General features: G+C 61.6%; 20 protein-coding genes. 16 read left to right on the top strand and 4 right to left on the bottom strand.

The features are described 5' to 3' along the window. Positions 1 to 150: 150 nt before the first annotated feature. From NKI61_RS03855 to NKI61_RS03845, 3 genes are all read left to right on the top strand, one after another. A complete protein-coding gene (locus NKI61_RS03855; protein ID WP_245259912.1) occupies positions 151 to 990 on the top strand; it encodes a Crp/Fnr family transcriptional regulator in 840 nt (279 codons plus the stop codon). Between the two features lie 19 nt (positions 991 to 1009). Further along, a complete protein-coding gene (locus NKI61_RS03850) occupies positions 1010 to 1246 on the top strand; it encodes a DUF6894 family protein (protein ID WP_023725511.1) in 237 nt (78 codons plus the stop codon). A 203-nt stretch (positions 1247 to 1449) separates the two neighbouring features. After that, positions 1450 to 1626 carry a hypothetical protein gene (locus NKI61_RS03845; protein WP_023725512.1) on the top strand — a complete coding sequence of 59 codons (177 nt, stop codon included), beginning with the start codon at positions 1450 to 1452 and terminating at the stop codon, positions 1624 to 1626. Positions 1627 to 1812: 186 nt separating this feature from the next. On the opposite strand, the gene NKI61_RS03840 is transcribed toward NKI61_RS03845, so the two are convergent. The 4 genes from NKI61_RS03840 to NKI61_RS03825 form a co-directional block, all read right to left on the bottom strand. After that, positions 1813 to 2205, bottom strand: a complete 393-nt coding sequence (locus NKI61_RS03840; RefSeq protein ID WP_352838863.1) for a response regulator — start codon at positions 2203 to 2205, stop codon at positions 1813 to 1815. 240 nt (positions 2206 to 2445) lie between these two features. Further along, positions 2446 to 2976, bottom strand: a complete 531-nt coding sequence (locus NKI61_RS03835) for a DUF1003 domain-containing protein (RefSeq protein WP_023687817.1) — start codon at positions 2974 to 2976, stop codon at positions 2446 to 2448. A 19-nt stretch (positions 2977 to 2995) separates the two neighbouring features. Next, complete coding sequence (locus NKI61_RS03830; RefSeq protein ID WP_023736067.1) at positions 2996 to 4054, bottom strand: alpha/beta fold hydrolase; 1059 nt, start codon at positions 4052 to 4054, stop codon at positions 2996 to 2998. 124 nt (positions 4055 to 4178) lie between these two features. Next, positions 4179 to 4433 carry a hypothetical protein gene (locus NKI61_RS03825; RefSeq protein WP_352838862.1) on the bottom strand — a complete coding sequence of 85 codons (255 nt, stop codon included), beginning with the start codon at positions 4431 to 4433 and terminating at the stop codon, positions 4179 to 4181. Positions 4434 to 4656: 223 nt separating this feature from the next. Between NKI61_RS03825 and NKI61_RS03820 the strand changes: the two genes are divergently transcribed. The 13 genes from NKI61_RS03820 (at position 4657) to NKI61_RS03760 (ending at position 19829) form a co-directional block, all read left to right on the top strand. After that, on the top strand, positions 4657 to 7809 hold the full coding sequence (locus tag NKI61_RS03820; RefSeq protein ID WP_023696348.1) for a GAF domain-containing hybrid sensor histidine kinase/response regulator: 3153 nt from the start codon (positions 4657 to 4659) through the stop codon (positions 7807 to 7809). A 365-nt stretch (positions 7810 to 8174) separates the two neighbouring features. Further along, the gene (locus NKI61_RS03815) at positions 8175 to 9143 is read left to right on the top strand and encodes a manganese catalase family protein (protein WP_023681124.1); all 969 of its coding nucleotides are present in this window, start codon (positions 8175 to 8177) and stop codon (positions 9141 to 9143) included. Between the two features lie 135 nt (positions 9144 to 9278). Next, on the top strand, positions 9279 to 10328 hold the full coding sequence (locus NKI61_RS03810; protein ID WP_352838861.1) for a chemotaxis protein CheB: 1050 nt from the start codon (positions 9279 to 9281) through the stop codon (positions 10326 to 10328). 272 nt (positions 10329 to 10600) lie between these two features. Next, positions 10601 to 11383, top strand: a complete 783-nt coding sequence (locus NKI61_RS03805; RefSeq protein ID WP_031202575.1) for a heme-binding protein — start codon at positions 10601 to 10603, stop codon at positions 11381 to 11383. Then, the gene (locus NKI61_RS03800) at positions 11380 to 13257 is read left to right on the top strand and encodes a methanol/ethanol family PQQ-dependent dehydrogenase (protein WP_031205621.1); all 1878 of its coding nucleotides are present in this window, start codon (positions 11380 to 11382) and stop codon (positions 13255 to 13257) included. Before NKI61_RS03805 ends, NKI61_RS03800 begins: the two co-directional genes overlap by 4 nt. A gap of 58 nt (positions 13258 to 13315) precedes the next feature. Further along, positions 13316 to 14107, top strand: a complete 792-nt coding sequence (locus NKI61_RS03795; protein ID WP_023815901.1) for a substrate-binding domain-containing protein — start codon at positions 13316 to 13318, stop codon at positions 14105 to 14107. Beyond that, positions 14104 to 14637 carry a c-type cytochrome gene (locus NKI61_RS03790; RefSeq protein ID WP_023681119.1) on the top strand — a complete coding sequence of 178 codons (534 nt, stop codon included), beginning with the start codon at positions 14104 to 14106 and terminating at the stop codon, positions 14635 to 14637. Before NKI61_RS03795 ends, NKI61_RS03790 begins: the two co-directional genes overlap by 4 nt. Beyond that, complete coding sequence (gene coxB / locus NKI61_RS03785; RefSeq protein WP_023668010.1) at positions 14634 to 15647, top strand: cytochrome c oxidase subunit II; 1014 nt, start codon at positions 14634 to 14636, stop codon at positions 15645 to 15647. The genes NKI61_RS03790 and coxB overlap by 4 nt, the downstream gene beginning before the upstream one ends. Beyond that, positions 15644 to 17614, top strand: a complete 1971-nt coding sequence (gene ctaD, locus NKI61_RS03780; protein ID WP_352838860.1) for a cytochrome c oxidase subunit I — start codon at positions 15644 to 15646, stop codon at positions 17612 to 17614. The genes coxB and ctaD overlap by 4 nt, the downstream gene beginning before the upstream one ends. Next, on the top strand, positions 17611 to 18216 hold the full coding sequence (locus tag NKI61_RS03775; protein WP_023733209.1) for a cytochrome c oxidase subunit 3: 606 nt from the start codon (positions 17611 to 17613) through the stop codon (positions 18214 to 18216). The genes ctaD and NKI61_RS03775 overlap by 4 nt, the downstream gene beginning before the upstream one ends. Further along, the gene (locus NKI61_RS03770; RefSeq protein ID WP_023687807.1) at positions 18216 to 18557 is read left to right on the top strand and encodes a hypothetical protein; all 342 of its coding nucleotides are present in this window, start codon (positions 18216 to 18218) and stop codon (positions 18555 to 18557) included. The genes NKI61_RS03775 and NKI61_RS03770 overlap by 1 nt, the downstream gene beginning before the upstream one ends. Continuing rightward, on the top strand, positions 18554 to 19432 hold the full coding sequence (locus NKI61_RS03765; protein WP_023700004.1) for a cytochrome c oxidase assembly protein: 879 nt from the start codon (positions 18554 to 18556) through the stop codon (positions 19430 to 19432). Before NKI61_RS03770 ends, NKI61_RS03765 begins: the two co-directional genes overlap by 4 nt. Beyond that, on the top strand, positions 19413 to 19829 hold the full coding sequence (locus tag NKI61_RS03760) for a c-type cytochrome (protein WP_023700003.1): 417 nt from the start codon (positions 19413 to 19415) through the stop codon (positions 19827 to 19829). Before NKI61_RS03765 ends, NKI61_RS03760 begins: the two co-directional genes overlap by 20 nt.

Raw genomic sequence — 19829 nt, 5'->3', positions numbered from 1 at the left:
CCCAGCGGGACAATTTCTAACCGAGCCTATGTCATAGGTTAATGCATTGCTGCCTGGCTCACCTATGGCTGTCCTAAAAAACTGGTGCTTGGATCATTCCGGGATCTTCAACCACCCTCGACGCTGGCAAAACGCCCCAGGCACGGGACCATGCCGCACGGCGGCGCCTTCTGCCGCCGCGCATATGTCCCCATGCCAATCGGAACTTTTGGCGCGGATAATAGTTCGATCACCAACATCAGCCAGGTAGTCAATTTGTTCCCCACCTCATCCTCGGATGTACTCATTCGCAAGCTTCAGACCATCTCGGATCTTCGAGAGGCCGACATCGGCGTTCTGAAAGGCATTCCGATCCAGGAGAAGGAATATTCGGCCAACCACGATCTGGTGCGTGAGGGCGACCGTCCTGTTTACTCGTTTATCGTTCTTGATGGCTTGGTCGGTTCCACCAAACATACGGGCGAAGGAAAGCGACAAATCACATCATTCTTCGTCGCTGGCGACATTCCTGATCTGCATGGGCTGCATCTGTCGGTCATGGATTGTAACTTCTCGACCCTTACGCCGGCCCGAGTAGGTTTCATGCGGCATGACACTCTGCGTGCCGTTTGCGACCAGCACCCTCGCATCGCCACCGCTTTTTGGCGGTCGACGTTGATAGATGCCGCGATTTATAGGGAGTGGGTCATCAATGTGGGAAGACGCGAGGCATACACCCGCATGGCTCACATCCTGTGCGAACTGATTTTTCGCTTGCGCTCTATGGGGCGCATTGAGGATCACGTGGCGGATATTCCCATTACACAGGCGGCCCTTGGCGATGCACTGGGTTTGTCCACGGTCCACGTCAACCGGATGCTCCAGGAACTACGACGCAGAGGCCTCATTGCCACCTCGGGATCAAAAGTTCACGCACTGGACTGGGCTGGCCTCACTCACGCAGGAGATTTCGACACGACCTACCTGCACCAAAGGAACCCCGCAGATTAGCAGTGACGGAAGCTCTCCGATGGCACGATTTTTCTTCGACAGCGGCGATGGCGATCTCATCTTCGAGGACGAAATAGGTGTCGAATGCGCTGGCCTCGAAGAGGTCCGCCGCGCGGGATTCGAGGGCCTTGTCGACCTCACGAGAGAGTCACTGAAGAGCGTCGACGGGCAGCAATTGTTTATCGAAGTGCGTGATGAAAACGGCGCCAAGATTTTGCGGCTGAGCCTCTCGCTTCGGGTAAAATCGATCGCTTAAATTTGCACTCTGCGCTCAGCGTTAGGCGCGCGGATTGAGACTGCAAACATCCACTGGCATGTCGTTGTCTCAAAACCAGGGCCACTTTTGAGCGACATACATTAACCCATAGATTGTGCCTCGATTCGCCTCGATTTGTGTACAGGACGGGGAACCATCAAAGAGCCGCAGAGTTCGTCCAACGGACAAGCTCGGGTTCTAACATGGAAGAAATCGGCAAGGCACAACAAAAGGTCATAGCCCGCCTCATACGGCAGTGGATTTCATCGGACGCCAATCGTCGCCAGCTTCGCCAGTTGCTGGATCTGCCGACAGATACGGACATGCCCAGCGAGCATCGGTCATTGCTTGACGAACTCGACCGAAAGCTCAACCAATGAGCGCCCCTGCTTTCGGGAGGGCTCCCGAGTGGATGCGAGCCGGTGGCGAGGGGAAAGGAGCTGAGGTCGACATCTGGTTGAGGCCGCCGACATTTGACCCAAGCAGACGCGAACGCTTTACGCCGGACGGCGCCGATTGGCCGAAGAAGAATGTTCGGTGGTGTTCGCGGAGCCGCGGTCCGATTCCTAAAGGTGAGTTTCTGCACCTTGCTGCGCGTTTAAAAGTTGAGAAACGGCAGTTATGATCTGCGGCAGAAAAAAGGGCTTGGTGATCATTATGCTGTTGGGCACGCCTTCCGCTCCCCAGTGTACCGCGCTGTCGCCACTGATATAGACAACCGGGATGGTCGAGTTGGACCTTCGCAAGTGCCGAGCGACCTCCCACCCCGACTGTCCTGCTCCCAGACGGATGTCCGTGAGCACGGCCTTGAACTTGGTCGGATCGGGGTCGAAAGCCGCCAGCGCCTCGGCGGCACTCCGAGTGCCGACCACCTGGAAGCCGGCCTCCTCCAAAGCTGACTCGAGGTCGAGCAGGATCATTGTCTCATTTTCGACGATCAGAACAGCACCTTCGCTCATCCGGAATCTCCCCAAGCCGCCCGCTAATACGATTTCGGCGTCAACTTGGTTCCATCTGACGCGCAGCAGCCTGTTGGTTATCGAAGCTCTACGCTGCCTCGGTTGCGCGGCGGACTTGTGACGTCGGGAAGCCGCCGTGGAGAACGCCGACGCCGGCTTAGCTGCGTCCACAGCCTTGGACAACGAGGCTGATTACAGGCTGTAGCCGACGCTGAACCGTTGCCGACGAGGTCGCTTTGATCAAGCGTTCTCCTGATCTCCAGAAGCTTGCTGGATCTGCGTCATCACCTTTTGGGGATCGACATTCTCGGCGAGTTCCGGCAGCTCTTTGTCGGCCGGGGTCGAGATATTCAGACGCGCCGTCAAGGCAGCCACCATCTCGATCAGCCGCGTGGTTTCATGTTCGTTTAGAAGGCTGATCTGCAAATCCAGTTCGGCTCGGCGCTCGCTGTGGGCGGCCATTCTGTTCTGATTGATCAGCACAAAGGTAGACAGGAAGATTGCCTCAACCGAGGCGACCATGGCCAGGATCACGAAAGTCGGGTCCCAGGCTGGGACGGCTGGTATCTCGCCAAGGTTTGCGAGGACCCAGACGACAAGAATTGCAAGGTGCAGATAGACGAAAGTCATGCTTCCCGCGAAGCGCGAAACAGCGCCGGCGACCCACGCTTGAACGCCTTGGTGCTCTTCTTGCTGCCGCCTGTGCTCGACCAGCGCCTGTATGTTCTGGTGGAGCACCGACTGCATGTCGGCTGGACGTTGGTCGCTCATTTGAAAGCCCCGTTGGAGATCATTCCGTGCAAGCGGCGTCGCTTATCGCCGGTGGCTCCCGCGAGGCCGGATCTACCTTGAACTCGTCGGCACGCGACTTGGGTCGCTGCCGACGGCCCGCTTGGAACAAGGCGTGCCGCCCTGCAATAGTGTGCACCATGCCGACCACTGCTTGCGGGGCGCTCTGATGAACCATATGGCCGGCGCCCGGAACCACCTCGAGGAGAGACCCACCGACTTCCGCGTGCAAGCGTCGTGCATCGCGTTGCGCGTCGAACAAACGATCCCCGGATCCCGCCATGATGCCGGTGGGCACGGCAATGTCCCTATAGTTGGCTTTTCCCAACAGGGACGCGGCCAGCATCGATGCTGTCTCCAGAGAAACCGCCCGCAGTTGGGAAGGGCGGCTGGCGACATCTTTGGCAAGTGCGGCGAACTCGCCGGCGACGACGGCGGGTTTAAAGATCTTCTCCATTGCCCAATGCCAAGCAAGCCTTACAAGCGGCGGCAGCAAGGTGTGACGAAACGCGGTGCCGATCACAGGCAGTGCAGGGAGTGCGGCCAGTGCAAGATCCAGCCGCGGTGGCGGATAGTAGTAACCCGAGACCAGCACGATGCCGGCGACCGATGGAGAATGCCTGCGCGCCAATTCGAGGGCGATCCAAGCTCCCCAGGAATGTCCAAGCACGAGGTATTTCTCTATACCCAGCCCGCAGGCGGCGGCATGTATAAGGTCGGCTTGGTCGCGAGCGGACCAACGCCGGCCGCGCGGCCGTGAGCTTCGCCCAAAACCGGGACGATCAAATGCAAGCACCCGATAGGTCTTTGCCGCCTCATCGAAGATGCCGCTCGACTTGAAATCCTCCGCCATGGATCCATTGCCATGCAGGAGAAGCAGCGGCATGCCGGTTCCGGCTTCGATAAAATGCAGGCGCAGACCATCGATCTCCATCACACGTCCGCATGCCCGGCCGGCAATCGCACGTTTGGCGCGGATGGCGTTGTATGCCGCCAGCGCCGCCAATGAGGCCGCGAGCAACCCGGTCGCGAGTTTCGGTCCATCTCTGTCGAACGCCATGCCGTGCCTGTTGGAAACCATCTGCCGAACCCAACTCTCGGGGCGAAAGCTTGTTCCGCCAGACAAGACACGCTGTACAACCGGCTCAAGCGTCTTGGAAAGTAGGCCCATGGAGTTGGGACCGTTAAGCCTGGGCAGCGCTGCTGTCTCCCAGTTTCCAATCACCCTGCCAACGTGCGCGCACGGCAATCATCAGCATGGCCGCTTCCGTCATCCCGGTCTGGAAAAGTCTGACCAGCTCTCTCGCGATGGATTCTGCCGCGGTAGTGTCCGACGAAATCTCAAATTCCTCACACAGCGCGTCGAAAACCGACCGAAGCGTTTTCAGGTCGTCTGGATAGAGAGCGTCCGTATTCGTAAGAATGGGTCGGTCAAGCATCAAAACGTCTCCAAACGAGTGAAGTGCGGTTCGGGCACCCAGCCAGCGGGAGCTCGTCAAGTGCCCGCTGGTTTCCCCTTTATCCGCCACAGCGCGCCAAGCTGTCATTAACCTATGACCGCGGTGCGGCGTGTTCGGCTGACCGGCCCGCCAAACAAACTGCCGTCCTGCGGGGAACTCTTGGCCGCAGACTGCATTTAAGTCCGGGCAAAACGGGGGCGAAATGGGGGCCACTTCAAGCAATCCGCGATCTGAACTGCAGCGCTTCGAGCTTTTGGCAGCGCTGGGCGACCGTATTCGCGAGATTACGGATCCCGCAGAACTGGCCTACGCAGCCGCGGAACTGCTGGGGAACCATTTTGGCATCAGCCGAGCCGGATACGGCACGATCGATCTAGAGAAAGAAACGATCACCATTGACAGGGACTGGAACGCGCCAGGCATCAAAAGCCTGGCTGGGACGCTGAATTTCAGGAACTACGGCTCGTATATCGAGGATTTGAAGCGAGGCGAAACCGTTGTCTTTGAAAACGCCGAGACAGATCCGCGAACCAGCAGCCATGCGGAGGCACTCAAAGCCATCAGCGCCCAATCCGTCATCAACATGCCCGTTACCGAGCATGGCGGGCTGGTGGCGCTGTTATACCTGAACCACTCCGCGCCCAGACGCTGGGCGACGGAGGAAGTAGCCCTCATTTCGGCAGTCGCGGACCGGACGCGTACGGCGATAGAACGCCTTCGCGCCGAACTGGCCCTGCGTGAGAACGCCGAACGCCTTGCTTTTCTCGACCGCCTCGGCAGGGAGATAGCCCTCGCGGCCGACGCCGATGCTGTCATGCAGATCACCACTCGGCTCCTCGGCGAACATCTTGGCGTCTCGATTTGCGCCTATGCCGACATGGAGCAGGACCAAGACCATTTCACCATCCGCGGCGATTGGAGCGCACCTGGCTCGCCCAGCATCAGGGGATATTACAGTCTTGCCGATTTCGGTCGCCTGGCTGTCACCAACCTCAGCGCCAACAAGCCGCTTATCATCAACAACAACCTTGAGGAAATCGCTCCCGAGGAAGCGAAGACCTTTCAGGATATCGGGATAACGGCAACCATCTGTATGCCTTTGGTCAAACAAGGCCGACTGACTGCCCTGATGGCCATCCACGACAAGCAGCGCCGCGTCTGGTCGCAACGCGAATTGTCCTTGCTGACCGAGGTGACGGAGCGGTCCTGGGCTCACATCGAGCGCGTTCGCTCGGAACAGGCGGCACGGGCGAGCGAGGAGCGGCTGAGGCTTGCCACCGACGCGGCCGCTATTGGCACCTGGGATTACGATCCCATCAGCGGAGTGCTGCGTTGGGACGACCGGTGCAAAGCCCTTTTTGGTTTGCCGCCGGACGCGGAGGTGACATATGAAAGCGCCTTCCTGGCGGGCCTCCACCCGGAAGATCGCGCACGGGCCGACGAGGCCGTACGCCAGTCGCTCGCGCCGGGCACCCCCTCCCGCTACGACATCGAATACCGGACGATCGGCCTTCGGGATGGCAAGGAGCGCTGGATTGCCGCAACCGGGGAAGCACTTTTCCAGTCCGGCCGTGCGATCCGCTTCATCGGCACCGTGGTTGATGTCACCGCGCGAAAGCGGGTGGAGCATCAGCTTCAGTTGATGAACGCTACTGCGGCAGCCGTGGCGGCCGAGCTTGACGTGGAGCGAATTGTCCAGACGGTAACCGATGCCGGCGTCGTGCTGTCGGGCGCACAATTTGGAGCTTTCTTCTACAATGTGATCGACGACAAGGGCGACAGCTATGTGCTCTACGCCCTTTCGGGGGCACCTCGTTCTGCTTTCGAAAACTTTCCCATGCCGCGCAACACCGCGGTGTTCGAGCCCACTTTCCGCGGCACAAGCGTGGTGCGTTCCGACGATATCCTCACCGATCCGCGTTACGGAAAGAACTGGCCCCGCAAGGGAATGCCGGAGGGCCATCTGCCGGTGCGTTCCTATCTCGCCGTGCCGGTCGTCTCGCGTTCGGGCGAGGTCCTGGGCGGCCTCTTCCTTGGTCATTCAGAGACCGGCGTGTTCGCCGAACAGCAAGAAGCGGCCTTGCTGGGGCTTGCCGGCCATGCCGCGACGGCCATCGACAACTCCCGGCTGTTCAAGGCGCTGCAGGCACTCAACGGCACGCTCGAACAACGTGTCAAAGATGAAGTTGCGGAACGCGCCAGAGCAGAAGAGCACCTGCGCCAAGCCCAGAAGATGGAAGCTGTCGGACAGCTCACCGGTGGCATCGCGCACGACTTCAACAATATGCTGGCCGTCATCATCGGCGGCCTGAACCTTGTGCAGCGCAAGCTCAGAAACGGCGATACCAACGTCCACCAATTCGTAACCGGCGCGATCGATGGAGCACAACGTGCCGCAGAACTTACCAGGCGACTGCTCGCCTTTTCCCGCCAGCAACCACTGGCGCCGAAGCGGCTGAATCCAAATCGCCTCGTCTCCGGTATGAGCGAATTGCTGAACCGGACGCTTGGCGAGACCATCCAGATCGAGACCGTGCTCGCCGCGGGGCTATGGCATGTCGAGGCCGACGCAGGGCAATTGGAAAGCGCGCTGCTCAACCTTTGCGTCAACGCAAGGGATGCCATGCCTGCTGGCGGCAAGCTGACGATCGAGACATCAAACGCCCACGTCGACGAGCGCTATGCCAGGGAGAACGCGATCCCCTCCGGCCAGTATGTGATGATAGCGGTCACCGATACAGGAACGGGCATGACTGCTGATGTTGTCGCAAGAGCCTTCGATCCGTTCTTCACCACCAAGGGGGTCGGCAAAGGCACCGGGCTGGGACTCAGCCAAGTCTATGGGTTTGTTCGCCAGTCCGGCGGCAGTGTGAAGATCTATTCCGAGCAAGGCATCGGAACCACCTTGAAAATATATCTGCCGCGCTCGCACCACGGCGTGCTCGACAGCCAAATCGACGTCGTGGCAGGCGAGCACCCCGGCTGTGCAGACGAGATCATCATGGTTGTCGAGGATGAAGATCGCGTCCGGCTGATGGCCGCGGAAGCGCTGCGGGAACTGGGCTACTCCGTGCTGGAAATGCAAGGCCCACGCGACGCGCTGGTGGCCGTCGAAAGCGGGCAAGTGCCGTCGCTTCTGTTCACCGACGTGGTGATGCCGGAGATGTCGGGCCGGGAGCTGGTGGATCAGGTCAAGACAATGCACCCGTCGTTAAAAGTGCTCTACACCACCGGCTACACACGAAATGCGATTGTCCACAACGGCACGCTCGATTTCGGAACCGAACTTTTGACCAAGCCCTACACGATCGACGAATTGGCAGAGAAAGTCCGGAAGGTGCTGGATCGAAAGTGAACGGGCAACAGCCCGCGACGCTCGCCGTGTGACCGAACCCGGCGTTTGCCGCTAGGTGTGCAGCGAAACGGGCCGAAGGTGTCGACACCGACATCGTATTAATATGGCCCGGCTTCACTTTTCCGAGCCAGTATCCCTCCAGATTTTGTCTACCTCTTGCCCATCCGCGGCCTTGCTCATTGCCGTGATGGCGCAGCACGATCGAAATCTCGTTGCCGCCGGTCACCGGTCGGAGAAATAAATGCCGCCTCTGGCTCCCTGAGATGCTCAACACTGAAGCTGCCGTAAAAATGCTCGCTGGCCGATGGCCGGATGGAACAATCAACTTGCCGGGATGTTCGGATGATCTAACCGGAGAGATGTCCATGTTCATGCACAACAAGCGCCTGCAATACACCGTTCGCGTCTCGGAGCCGAATCCTCGCCTGGCCTGCATGATCATGGAACAGTTCGGCGGCGCCGATGGCGAGCTTGCAGCGGCCATGCGCTATTTCACGCAAGGGCTTGGCGAGGACGATCTTGGCCGTCGCGACATGTTGCTCGATATTGCGACCGAAGAACTCAGCCATCTCGAAGTGGTGGGATCAATCGTCACCATGCTCAACAAGGGGCTCAAGGCACAGCTGGCCGAGGGCCAAATGAAGGAAGCCGACCTTTACCTGATGATCGGCGCCAGCGGCACAACAGCCAAGGAATCAATTCTGTTCGGCGGCGCTCCCGCGCTGTGCGACTCAGCCGGCGTTCCCTGGACCGCGGCCTATGTCGACTCGCGCGGTGAACCTACGGTGGATTTGCGGTCGAATATCGCCGCCGAAGCCCGCGCCAAGATCGTTTACGAACGCCTCATCAACATCACCGACGACCCGGGAATCAAGGACGCGCTCGGCTTCCTGATGACCCGCGAGATCGCGCACCAGAAGTCGTTTGAGAAAGCACTCTACGCGATCGAAAACAATTTCCCTTCCGGCAAGCTCCCAGGCGTAGAGAAGTACGCCAGCATGTATGTCAACACCTCTCAAGGCGACGGCGATGTCGCTGGCCCATGGAATTCCGGCGAAGAGTGGGATCGGATCGATGACCTTGAAGAGGTGATGCCCGTCGACGGCGGAGACGGCCTGGCAACTGTCAAGCTGGGGGCCAAAGACATGAAGGTGGTGGCCAGGATGGCCGACCGTACGCTTTCCGATCCGGCTTCCGATCCGACAACAGGCGCTGATCTAGGAGCAGGCCCGGGAGCTGGCCGTACCAAGAACGCCGATTTCGGCGGCGCGGCAAGCATTCAGGAGGCCCCGGCCGTGGCAGAGGCTGCCGTCAAACGCGCACGTAGGCGTTAGCACAGAGCCGACGCGGGCATCTATGTTCCGCGATGCGGCCGGAAGCTAACACCGACGAAGGCAGGGCATCCGACCAGCAACGGACTGGCCGGAGCGCTCGCATCGACATCTGTGCTGAATGTGGGTGAAGCAACCATGGCCACCGCCGCACCACGACCAGATTCGGAGCGTGCGGACCAGCCGGATAAGGTCCGTCCCGACGGTTGCGAGAACCGGTGCATCGTGACAATCGGAGCATCGGCCGGCGGCGTCGACGCGCTGAAGAGACTTGTCCGCGATCTTTCGCCGGACATCCCGGCGGCTCTCCTCGTCGTACAGCACGTTGGTCCCACGAGTTACCTCGGCGACATTCTCGGTCGCGCTGCCAACATGCCCGTTGCAAATGCCTCCAACGGCATGAAGGTTAAAAACGGGCACATCTTCGTTGCACCGCCGGGAGCTCACCTTCTGTTACACCACGATCATATGCTGCTGCGGCGCGGGCCGCGCGAGAACCTGGCGCGCCCCGCCATCGACCCCCTGTTTCGATCGGCGGCCTGCAGCTTTGGCGGCAGCGTGATCGGCGTCGTGCTCACAGGCAGCCTCTCCGACGGCACCGCCGGCCTGCACGCAATCAAGATGTGCGGAGGCGTCAGCGTAGTCCAGGACCCCGGCGACGCTGCAGTACCCGACATGCCGCTGAGCGCCTTGCAGAATGTGGAAATCGACCATTGCGTCCCTCTGTCCGAAATGGCTGGCCTGTTGCACAGGCTTGCTTCCGAAATCGCAGGACCGACACCAGAAATCCCGTCCGGCATCCGCCTTGAGGCAGCGATTGCAGCTCAGGAGCACAGCACAATGGAATTGACCGAAGGCCAGCTTGGCGCCCCCTCGACATTTGTCTGCCCCGAATGTCATGGCCCCCTATGGGAGATCGAAGACGGGCCGATTACCCGTTACCGCTGCCACACCGGACATGCGTTCGGGGCAGACGTTTTGATGCAGGCCCAGGCTGACGATGCGGAACAGGCTCTTTGGAGCCTTCTAAGAGCGCACCAGCAGCGGGCTGAGTTGGCGAAACGTACGGCAAAACGCCAAGCCGCGCGGGAAAGACACAGCCTGGCCAGTCAAATGGCTGCGCGCGCCGCGGAATACGAAGCCGACGCTAAACTTATTGAAGAGATCATCCATCGTCGAACGCCGTGACATGCAACAGCGTTTGTCAGGGCGGGTACGTCTGCGCTGTCCCGATCGCATTTTCCTGGATCAGCCGGGTTGCCTCACCGCTTGGCATGTGGCCACGGGTGTCCAGGTCCCATGCTTTGATTGAACACCTGCACCCAAATCCAACTGCATGAATTTTATGCAAAGCAGGAACATAGAAGCATTACGCGAGTTAGGCACTGACGCACTGGACGTATCCTCGCATTCTGCGGTCTGCCGGGGTGGTCCTTGTTATGTAAACGAATGCCAGGACAATGTATCGCTCGCAGCTTTTCGTACCTCTTTTTGGCCTGCTGTTGCTGATGGGTGGCCTGTTCCACGGGCACGAGGCCATGGCGCAGGAACCCTGTCCGGCCGACCACGACAAGCTGCTTGCAGCCCTCAAAGCCAACGTGAAGGCAAGCGGCGGACCAGCCAATGGCGGCTTTGAAACCAACGAATGGGCAGCCATCGTTGCCCGTGACGGCACTGTCTGCGCGATTGCGTTCAGCGGCCCCACCCCCGACTCGCAATGGCCGGGAAGTCGGCTCATAGCAGCGGAGAAAGCCAACACGGCCAACGGTCTCAGCCTGGCTCAGATGGCCCTCTCGACGGCCAATCTCTATGCGGGGGTGCAGCCCGGGGGACCGCTATTTGGCCTGCAGGAGACCAATCCTGTCAACCAGGCCGCGGCCTATACGGGCGATCCCAAAACGTTCGGAAGCGGCGGCGACCCGCTCGTCGGCAAGCCGATCGGAGGCGTCGTGGTGTTTGGCGGCGGGCTTGCCCTCTACGACGGCAAGAGCATTGTCGGCGGCCTCGGCGTTTCAGGCGATTCCTCATGCGCCGATCACAATGTCGCCTGGCGTATCCGCGCGGCGCTCGGCTTCGACAAGGTCCCGGCAGGCGTCAATCCAAATCGCAAGGATGCCATTGTCTACGATCTGGACCCCGGCGGCAAAAGCGCTTCGGGCTGGGGCCATCCGCTTTGTGCCGGAACGGAGGCCGACATCGCGGCCGAACTCGGCGCCGGCGTGGGAGGCTCGATCAATAAATGAAAGCTATGCCGCAGTTGGCATTGACGCGCGTTGACGTAGAACGACATACCCGCAAATTGGCAGCCGGGAATTCGTTTTGCGCTATCCTTCTGGTGACGCTGCTCGCCTGCCTGCCGCTTTTGGGCGCTGCGTCCGAGCCCCCTAAAACACCAGCGATCGTACCGCCAGCCGCAGCTTCGCCACCCGATGACGGCCAATGGACGATGCCGGCCAAGAACTACGCGTCGACGCGCTTCAGCGAACTCTCCGAGATCAATGAAGGCAACGTCAAGAACCTGCAGGTCGCGTTCACGTTCTCGACAGGCGTGAACAAGGGCCAGGAAGCAGCGCCGCTGGTCGTCGGCAACACCATGTATATCGTGACGCCCTTTCCCAACTTCGTCTATGCGCTCGATCTCTCCAAGCCCGGCGCCCCGATGAAGTGGAAGTACGAACCCAATCCCGAGCCGGCGGCACAGGGGGTGGCCTGCTGCGACGTCGTCAACCGAGGGGTGGCATTCGCCGACGGGCGCATCTTTTTCAATACGCTGGACGGCCACACGATTGCCCTTGATGCGAACACGGGCAAGCCGATCTGGAACACTCATGTCGGCAACATCAACATCGGCGAGACCATCACCATGGCGCCGCTTGTGGTGAAGGGCAAAGTGCTGGTCGGCAATTCCGGCGGCGAGATGGGCGTTCGCGGCTGGGTAAAGGCGCTCGACGCCGGCGACGGTCATGTCGTCTGGATCGCCTATAGCACCGGGCCGGACAAGGACGTGCTGATCGGATCGGACTTCAAGCCGCACTACGACATGGACAAAGGCAAGGATCTTGGCGTCACGACGTGGCCGCCGGAAGCCTGGAAGATCGGCGGCGGCAACATGTGGGGCTGGATTTCCTATGATCCCGATCTGAACCTGATCTTCCACGGCACCGGCAATCCCGGACCATGGAATCCGGATTTGCGGCCGGGCGACAACAAGTGGACGTCTGGCATTTTCGCGCGCGATCCCGACACCGGCGCGGCGAAATGGTTCTATCAGTGGAGCCCGCATGACCTCCACGATTATGACGGCATCAACGAGCAGATCCTGCTCGACATGACCTGGCAGGGCAAGCCGCGCAAGGTGCTGATCCGGCCGGAGCGCAACGGCTATCTCTACATCCTCGACCGGACAACCGGCGAGGTGCTGTCGGCAAAACCGTTTGGTCCGGTCAACTCCAGCAAAGGTGTGGATCTGAAAACCGGTCGGCTGATCGTAAACCCGGACAAGAAGACCGGCACCGGCAAGGTCGTTCGCGATATCTGTCCGACGGCGTCGGGCCTCAAGGACTGGCAGCCTTCCGCGTTCTCGCCGAAGACCGGCCTGCTCTACATCCCGCACAACAATCTGTGCATGGATGAAGAAGGCGTCGAGGTGAACTACATCGCCGGCACGCCCTATGTGGGCATGAACGTCCGCATGATACCAGGGCCCGGCGGTAATCGCGGCGCCTTCACCGCCTGGGACATCGCCGCGGAGAAACCCGCCTGGAGCCTCAAGGAGAATTTCCCGGTGTGGAGCGGCGCGGTGGTGACCGCCGGCGACGTTGTCTTCTATGGCACGATGGAAGGCTGGTTCAAGGCGGTCAGCGCCAAGACCGGAGACCTGCTTTGGCAGTTCAAGACCTCGTCCGGGATCATCGGCCAGCCCATCACCTATCGCGGTCCCGATGGGCACCAATATGTCGCCATCCTCTCAGGCGTCGGCGGCTGGGCCGGCGCCATTGTATCGGGCGATCTTGACCCGCGTGACGCCACCGCCGCGCTCGGTTTCGTCAATGCCATGAAGGATCTGAAGAACGCGACAACCTCGGGAGGCACGCTTTATGTGTTCCGGCTGCCTTGATGGATTGTACTTGACCGTAGGTCCGGCGCGAAAGGCGTGTCAACGGCTGGTGATCGGCATGGCCGCCATCGCCTTCGTGTTCTTGACGGCCACAGCCGACGCACGTGAGCTGAGGGTCTGCGCCGATCCGAACAACATGCCGTTCTCCAACGCGGCCGGTCAGGGCTTCGAGAACAGGATCGCCGAAATCGTTGCGTCCGATCTCGGCGCGAAGCTGACCTATACCTGGTGGGCGCAGCGCCGCGGCTTCATCCGAAACACGCTGAAGGCGGGCCTGTGCGATCTGGTGCCGGGCACGCCGAGCAACCTCGAAATGCTGCGCACCACCACGCCCTACTACCGATCGTCCTATGTCTTCGTCACCCGCAGGGACGGCCCCGACGTAGCATCGTTCAATGATCCGCGGCTGCGCGACATGCGGATCGGTGTTCAGCTCATCGGTGACGATGGCGCCAATTCGCCTCCGGTCCAGGCGCTTGGCCGCCGCGGTATCGTCGGGCACCTCGTCGGCTATCCCGTGTATGGCGATTATTCCGCCCCCAACCCGCCGGCGCGCATCGTCGAAGCGGTGGCGAGTGGCGAGATCGACCTTGCGGTGGTCTGGGGCCCCCTCGCCGGCTACTTCGCCGCCAGGCAGAAGGTGCCGCTCCGCATCACGCCGGTTGCGCCCCGCATCGACGGACCGCAACTGCCGATGATCTACGACATCTCGATGGGCGTCCGCCGCGAAGACGATGCGCTGCGCGGGGACGTCAATGGCGCCCTGTCCAGGCACAAGGTCGAGATAGATGCCTTGCTGTCACAATATGGCGTGCCGCGCCTCGATGCCTCGGGGAGCCCGGTGCGATGAGAGCCGCTGTGGCCATGCTCCTGTTTCCAGTCCTGGCGCTCGCTGCCTGCCAGCGCGAGGAACGTGACACGCGCCCGCAATCGGCGCTCGGATCGGGCGAGCAGCCGACACCTGTGACCACGCTGGAGCCCGGCGGACAGCGCCCCCCCGCCAGCGACAACAAGGCGGCGAGCTTCGAGGCCAACGCCTTCCACATGAGCGAAGGGAAACGGCTTTTCGGCTGGTTCAACTGTTCTGGATGCCACGCCAATGGCGGCGGCGGCATGGGGCCGGCCCTGATGGACCAGAAGTGGCTCTATGGCAGCTCGATCGAAAGCATCCATGCCACGATCCGCGACGGTCGGCCAAACGGCATGCCGAGCTTCCGCGACAAGATTCCCGACGACCAGATCTGGGAGCTTGCGGCTTTCGTGCGCTCGCTGAGCGGCAACGCGCCGTCTTCCGCCGCGCCGCAACGCAATGACGACATGATGGCGCATCCGTCGGAAAACCGCATGCCCGACGCGGCCACGCTGGGGAAGTCGCCGTGAAACGTCTCGTCTCGATGGCGTTCGCCACCGCCGGCGCTCTGTTGCTCCAGGGATGCGCGGGCTGGCAATCCGCCCTCGACCCGAAAGGTCCCGCGGCGAGCGAACTGGCATGGCTGATCTGGTTCTTCACCGCGCTCTGCGCCGTGGTGTGGGTGCTGGTGATGATCGCCCTCGTCGTGCCCTTGATGATGCGGTCGCGCGCGCAGGCGGAGCCGCTCGCGATCAAGGCCGGCGCCGACGACCGGAAGCTGCGCGCGGTGATGACCGCCGTCGGGTTGACCGCCATTGTCCTGATCGGACTGACCTTGCTGAGCTTCTTCGCCAACAGGACGCTCGCCGCGATCGGCTCGGATGCCGCACTGACCATTCGGGTCACCGGCCATCAATGGTGGTGGGAGGTGCGCTATGAGGATGCCACGCCAAGCCGCATCCTGACCACGGCGAACGAGATCCATATCCCAGCCGGGGAGCCGGTGCGGCTTCTTCTGACCTCGACCGACGTCATCCATTCCTTCTGGATCCCGAGCCTTTCGGGCAAGCTCGACCTCATTCCCGGCCACATGAACGTGCTCGACCTCAAGGCAGACAAGCCTGGTGTTTACCGAGGTCAATGCGCCGAGTTCTGCGGGGCGCAGCACGCAAACATGGGCACCTTCATCATCGCCGAGCCGCGTGCGAAGTTCGACGCCTGGTGGAACGACCAGCTGCAGCCGGCCGCTACTCCGACGGGGGACGAAGCCAAGGCCGGCCAGGATCTGTTTCTGAAACGCCCTTGCGTGATGTGTCACAGAATAGGCGGCACGCCTGCCGGAGGAACGGTCGCCCCCGACCTCACCCATATAGCCAGCCGGCAGACGCTTGCCGCCGGGACATTGACGATGAGCCGCGGCAACCTCGCCGCCTGGATAGCCGACCCACAGGGCATCAAGCCCGGATCCCACATGCCGGTGGTGGAGCTCAGCGGCGACGAACTCAACGCCATGGTCGCCTATCTCGAGGCGCTTAAATGAGCAGCGCGGATCTCACAAGCGAACGCGACCTGCCGCGCGAAACGCCCGCCACAGGCGACGTCGCACCCGAGCATGACGGACCGCGCGACACCGGCATGGACGATGCCAGCCTGGATCGCTGGCTGGCGCGGACATGGCGCACGCCCCCCGGCATCATCGGCGCGCTGTCGAGCGTCGACCACAAGGTTGTCGCACGGCGCTATCTGATCACCGCCTTCGTGTTTCTGTGCCTGGGCGGGCTCAACGCTGTCGCCATGCGCATCCAGCTCTCAGGGCCGCAGCGCGGTCTGATCGGCCCGGACCTCTACAACCAGCTGTTCACGATGCATGGTGTGACCATGATGTTCCTGTTCGCCGTGCCCATCGTGCAGGCGACAGGCATCTATCTCGTCCCGCTGATGGTCGGCAGCCGCAACATCGCCTTTCCCCGCCTGAATGCGTTCAGCTACTGGATCTATGTTTCGGGCGGCATATTCGCCTGGGTGTCTTTCGCGCTCAACATGGCGCCCGACGTCGGCTGGTTTGCTTATGTGCCGCTGTCAGGCCCCGAATTCGCGCCGGGCAAGCGGGCCGACGTCTGGGCCCAGATGATCACTTATACAGAAGTATCCTCCCTGGCCGTCGCGGTGGCAACCATCGTCACCGTGTTCAAGCAGCGAGCCCCCGGCATGTCGCTGGACAGGATTCCGCTCTACGTCTGGGCAATGCTGGTTACCTCCTTCGTCGTCGTCTTCGCCATGCCCGCGGTGATGATCACCTCGACCTTCCTGATCCTCGACCGGCTGGTCGGCACACATATCTTCAACCCGGCCGAGGGCGGCGACGCACTGCTCTTCCAGCATCTGTTCTGGTTCTTTGGCCATCCCGAGGTCTACATCATCTTCCTGCCGGCGACGGGCATGGTCTCCGCGATCATCCCGGTCTTCGCCCGGCGTCCCGTGTTCGGGCATCTCGGGCTGGTCTTGTCGCTGATCGCCGTCGGTTTCCTTTCGTTCGGCCTCTGGGTCCATCACATGTTCGCGACGGGACTACCCAAGCTCGGCGCCAGCTTCTTCACCGCGTCGAGCATGCTGATCGCCATCCCCAATGGCGTTCAGATCTTCTGCTGGCTGGCGACCTTGTGGGACGGCAGGCCGGTGATCCGCACGCCCGTGCTGTTCGTGTTCGGCTTCTTTTTCATCTTCGTCATCGGCGGCCTCACCGGCGTCATGCTCGCTTCGGTGCCGCTGGACCTCCAGGTGCACGACACCTATTTCGTCGTCGCCCATTTCCATTACGTGCTGATCGGCGGTTCGGTCTTCCCGCTGCTGGGCGCGGCCTATTTCTGGTTCCCCAAGATCAGCGGCCGCATGATGAGCGAGCGTCTCGGGCGCTGGCATTTCTGGCTGGCTTTCATCGGCTTCAACGCGGCTTTTTTCCCAATGCATCTCGTCGGGCTCTGGGGCATGCCACGCAGGGTCTACACCTATCCGGCCGAGCTTGGCTGGGGCAACATCAACCTGTTCATCAGCGCCGGCGCGGTGCTCTTTTTCCTCAGCTTCGTACTGTTCACTTTCAATCTTGTACACAGCGCGTTGAAGGGCGCACTGGCCGGAAACAATCCCTGGGATGCCGGTACGCTCGAATGGGCGACGTCTTCGCCGCCGCCAAGCTATAATTTCGCGCGGATACCGATTGTCACACATGTCGAGCCGCTCTGGGCCGAACGCGAGGCGCTGCCTGTGGCGACCGGACTTCGCGTCGATGTCCGTGAGCTGTTGATCTCAACCGTGGCGGAAGCCCATCCCGACATTCGCGAGAAATCGGCGACACCGTCGATCTGGCCGCTGCTGGCGGCAATCGCCGTCGGCGGTACGTTTGTCTATTCGATCTTCACGCCCTGGGCGATCGTCTGGGGCGCCGCGCCGATCGCCATCACCTTGATCGGCTGGTTCTGGCCCAAGGACGACCCGGAGGATGAGGGATGAGTGAGCGTCCCAGCTTGGATCTTTCGGACCTCCCAACCTTTGGACATGGTCCGCGCAGCCCGACCTGGTGGGGAACGCTCGGCTTCATGGCGCTGGAAGGCATGGGCTTTGCGTTGGCCGCCGGCGCTTATCTCTATCTCGCGACCTTGTGGCCCAATTGGCGTCTAAGCGCCCCGGAACCCAACCATTGGCCCGGGACGATCGTCACCATCCTGTTTATCATCAGCGTGGTGCCGAACCACATGCTCCACGGCTACGCCAAGCAATGCGCGATCGTGCCGGTGCGGATCGGGCTGGTGGTGATGTCGCTGCTCGGTCTGGCCCCGCTTGTCGTGCGCTGGTTCGAATTCCCGGCGCTGAACATCTACTGGGACACGAACGCCTATGGCTCGATGCTCTGGGTGCTGCTCGGGCTGCACACCACACACCTGATCACCGATGTCGGCGACACCATCGTTTTGACGGTGCTGATGTTCACACGCCATGGCTATAGCGGCCGGCGCTTCGGCGATGTCGGCGACAATGTCTTCTATTGGGATTTCGTGGTGCTGACCTGGATCCCGATCTATCTGCTCATCTACTGGATGCCGAGGCTAGGCTGATGCGTGCGTTGAAAATGGGAACGTCCTGGGCTGGGCTTCTGTCGGGGCCGATGGCTTGGGCAATCTCGACGCAGCTGAACTACGCACTCGTACCATGGCAGTGCAACCGCCAGGTGCCGGTGGTGCTTCCCGTGGCACTGGTGCTCGCCGTGCTTTCGCTGCTCGGCGGTGCCTTGTCATGGCGGGCGAAGCGGCAGGGCGGCGCCGCCTTCAAGCCTGAGCGCACGCGCAGCACCGAGCAGTTCGTCGCCGATCTCGGCATGCTTGCGGCATTGCTGTTTGCCCTCGTCATCATCATGCAAGGCAGCGCGGCTCTCATTCTCGACGAGTGCCTGCGATGAGCTTCGACGCGTTCTTCTCGACCTCGATCTGCTACGGCGCCGGCGCGCCCGAGGCCGGATGGACGCTCGCATTTCCCATCACGTTTCCGCTGGCCGCGATTGCCTTCCTTTATTCCATCGGAGCGACTCGGTTGTGGCGCCGCAGCAGCCGAGGCCGTCCCGAGCGGATGCGGCAGGCGTTGTTTTTCGCCGCCGGTTGGGGCGTGCTGACGGCAGCACTGGTCAGCCCCATCCATGCGCTCGGCGAGCGGGTGTTTGCCGCCCATATGATCGAGCATGAACTGCTGATGGCGGTGGCGGCGCCCCTCCTTGTCGCCGCTTGCCCAGGCGCAGTCCTGCTCTGGTCCTTGCCGGCCTCACTTCGCCGCGGAACGGGCAAGCTCACGCGCGCAAAGACGCTGCAATCGGTTTGGGCCCTGGTGATCCGCCCCCTCAACGCGACGATCATTCACGGCGTCGCCATCTGGATCTGGCACATTCCGGCGTTGTTCCAGGCAGCGCTCCAGCAGGGCTTTCTTCATTATGCCCAGCATGCGAGCTTCCTCGGCACAGCCTTGCTGTTCTGGTGGGCGCTCCTTCCGCGCCCCGGTCGACAGCAGACCTATGGCAGCTCCGTCATGCATCTTTTCTTCACCTCGCTTCATACCGGCCTGCTCGGTGTCCTGCTGCTGATATCGCCCAAACTCTGGTATCCGGAGAATGGCGCCGGCGCGGCATTGTGGGGAATGACCGCGATCGAGGACCAGCAGCTCGCCGGATTGGTAATGTGGGTTCCGGCCGGTTTGATCTATGGCGGCGCCGCCCTGCTGCTCGCCGGCCTCTGGATAAGCAGCAGCGCAACCAGGGAGGCAACACATGCGCTCCGACCTGGGTAGGCTGATCGGGGGCGCCCTTGCCGCAATCCTGCTGCTGGCCGCGGCTGTCGCTGCGGCGACTTTGTGGTCCGACCGGCGCGAGCGCGTCCGGCACGAGTCGGATGCGGCGACCGGCGGCGTAGGCGCCCGCGCCATTCCAATCATGACGGCGAATGGCTGCTCCGGCTGCCATACGATACCCGGCGTGCCGGGTGCGCAAGGCCAGGTCGGACCCCGCCTGGACGGTGGCCTTGCCGACAGGGTCTTTATCGGTGGCCTGCTGGCAAACAATCCGGAGAACATGATCCGCTGGATACGCTCGGCGAGGGAAGTCAATCGGCACACGGCCATGCCGTCGACGAGGATCACCGAGCAACAGGCGCGGGACATCGCCGCTTATCTCTACGCGTTGAAGTAA

Origin of the sequence: Mesorhizobium sp. M0514 (assembly GCF_040321145.1) — a bacterium.
Taxonomy (GTDB): domain Bacteria; phylum Pseudomonadota; class Alphaproteobacteria; order Rhizobiales; family Rhizobiaceae; genus Mesorhizobium.
Note: the sequence above shows the minus strand (reverse complement) of the source record. Positions and strands in the feature narration are given on the sequence as shown.

Excerpts from the sequence above, each read along its gene's own strand:
- NKI61_RS03855 (WP_245259912.1), top strand. The coding sequence starts at position 151 with ATGCCGCACGGCGGCGCCTTCTGCCGCCGCGCATATGTCCCCATGCCA.
- NKI61_RS03790 (WP_023681119.1), top strand. The coding sequence starts at position 14,104 with ATGAGAGCCGCTGTGGCCATGCTCCTGTTTCCAGTCCTGGCGCTCGCT.
- NKI61_RS03795 (WP_023815901.1), top strand. The coding sequence starts at position 13,316 with ATGGCCGCCATCGCCTTCGTGTTCTTGACGGCCACAGCCGACGCACGT.
- NKI61_RS03815 (WP_023681124.1), top strand. The coding sequence starts at position 8,175 with ATGTTCATGCACAACAAGCGCCTGCAATACACCGTTCGCGTCTCGGAG.
- NKI61_RS03835 (WP_023687817.1), bottom strand. The coding sequence starts at position 2,976 with ATGAGCGACCAACGTCCAGCCGACATGCAGTCGGTGCTCCACCAGAAC.
- NKI61_RS03760 (WP_023700003.1), top strand. The coding sequence starts at position 19,413 with ATGCGCTCCGACCTGGGTAGGCTGATCGGGGGCGCCCTTGCCGCAATC.
- ctaD (WP_352838860.1), top strand. The coding sequence starts at position 15,644 with ATGAGCAGCGCGGATCTCACAAGCGAACGCGACCTGCCGCGCGAAACG.
- NKI61_RS03845 (WP_023725512.1), top strand. The coding sequence starts at position 1,450 with ATGGAAGAAATCGGCAAGGCACAACAAAAGGTCATAGCCCGCCTCATA.
- NKI61_RS03800 (WP_031205621.1), top strand. The coding sequence starts at position 11,380 with ATGAAAGCTATGCCGCAGTTGGCATTGACGCGCGTTGACGTAGAACGA.
- NKI61_RS03825 (WP_352838862.1), bottom strand. The coding sequence starts at position 4,433 with ATGCTTGACCGACCCATTCTTACGAATACGGACGCTCTCTATCCAGAC.
- NKI61_RS03805 (WP_031202575.1), top strand. The coding sequence starts at position 10,601 with ATGTATCGCTCGCAGCTTTTCGTACCTCTTTTTGGCCTGCTGTTGCTG.
- NKI61_RS03765 (WP_023700004.1), top strand. The coding sequence starts at position 18,554 with ATGAGCTTCGACGCGTTCTTCTCGACCTCGATCTGCTACGGCGCCGGC.
- NKI61_RS03830 (WP_023736067.1), bottom strand. The coding sequence starts at position 4,054 with ATGGCGTTCGACAGAGATGGACCGAAACTCGCGACCGGGTTGCTCGCG.
- NKI61_RS03840 (WP_352838863.1), bottom strand. The coding sequence starts at position 2,205 with ATGAGCGAAGGTGCTGTTCTGATCGTCGAAAATGAGACAATGATCCTG.
- NKI61_RS03810 (WP_352838861.1), top strand. The coding sequence starts at position 9,279 with ATGGCCACCGCCGCACCACGACCAGATTCGGAGCGTGCGGACCAGCCG.
- NKI61_RS03770 (WP_023687807.1), top strand. The coding sequence starts at position 18,216 with ATGCGTGCGTTGAAAATGGGAACGTCCTGGGCTGGGCTTCTGTCGGGG.
- NKI61_RS03820 (WP_023696348.1), top strand. The coding sequence starts at position 4,657 with ATGGGGGCCACTTCAAGCAATCCGCGATCTGAACTGCAGCGCTTCGAG.
- NKI61_RS03850 (WP_023725511.1), top strand. The coding sequence starts at position 1,010 with ATGGCACGATTTTTCTTCGACAGCGGCGATGGCGATCTCATCTTCGAG.
- NKI61_RS03775 (WP_023733209.1), top strand. The coding sequence starts at position 17,611 with ATGAGTGAGCGTCCCAGCTTGGATCTTTCGGACCTCCCAACCTTTGGA.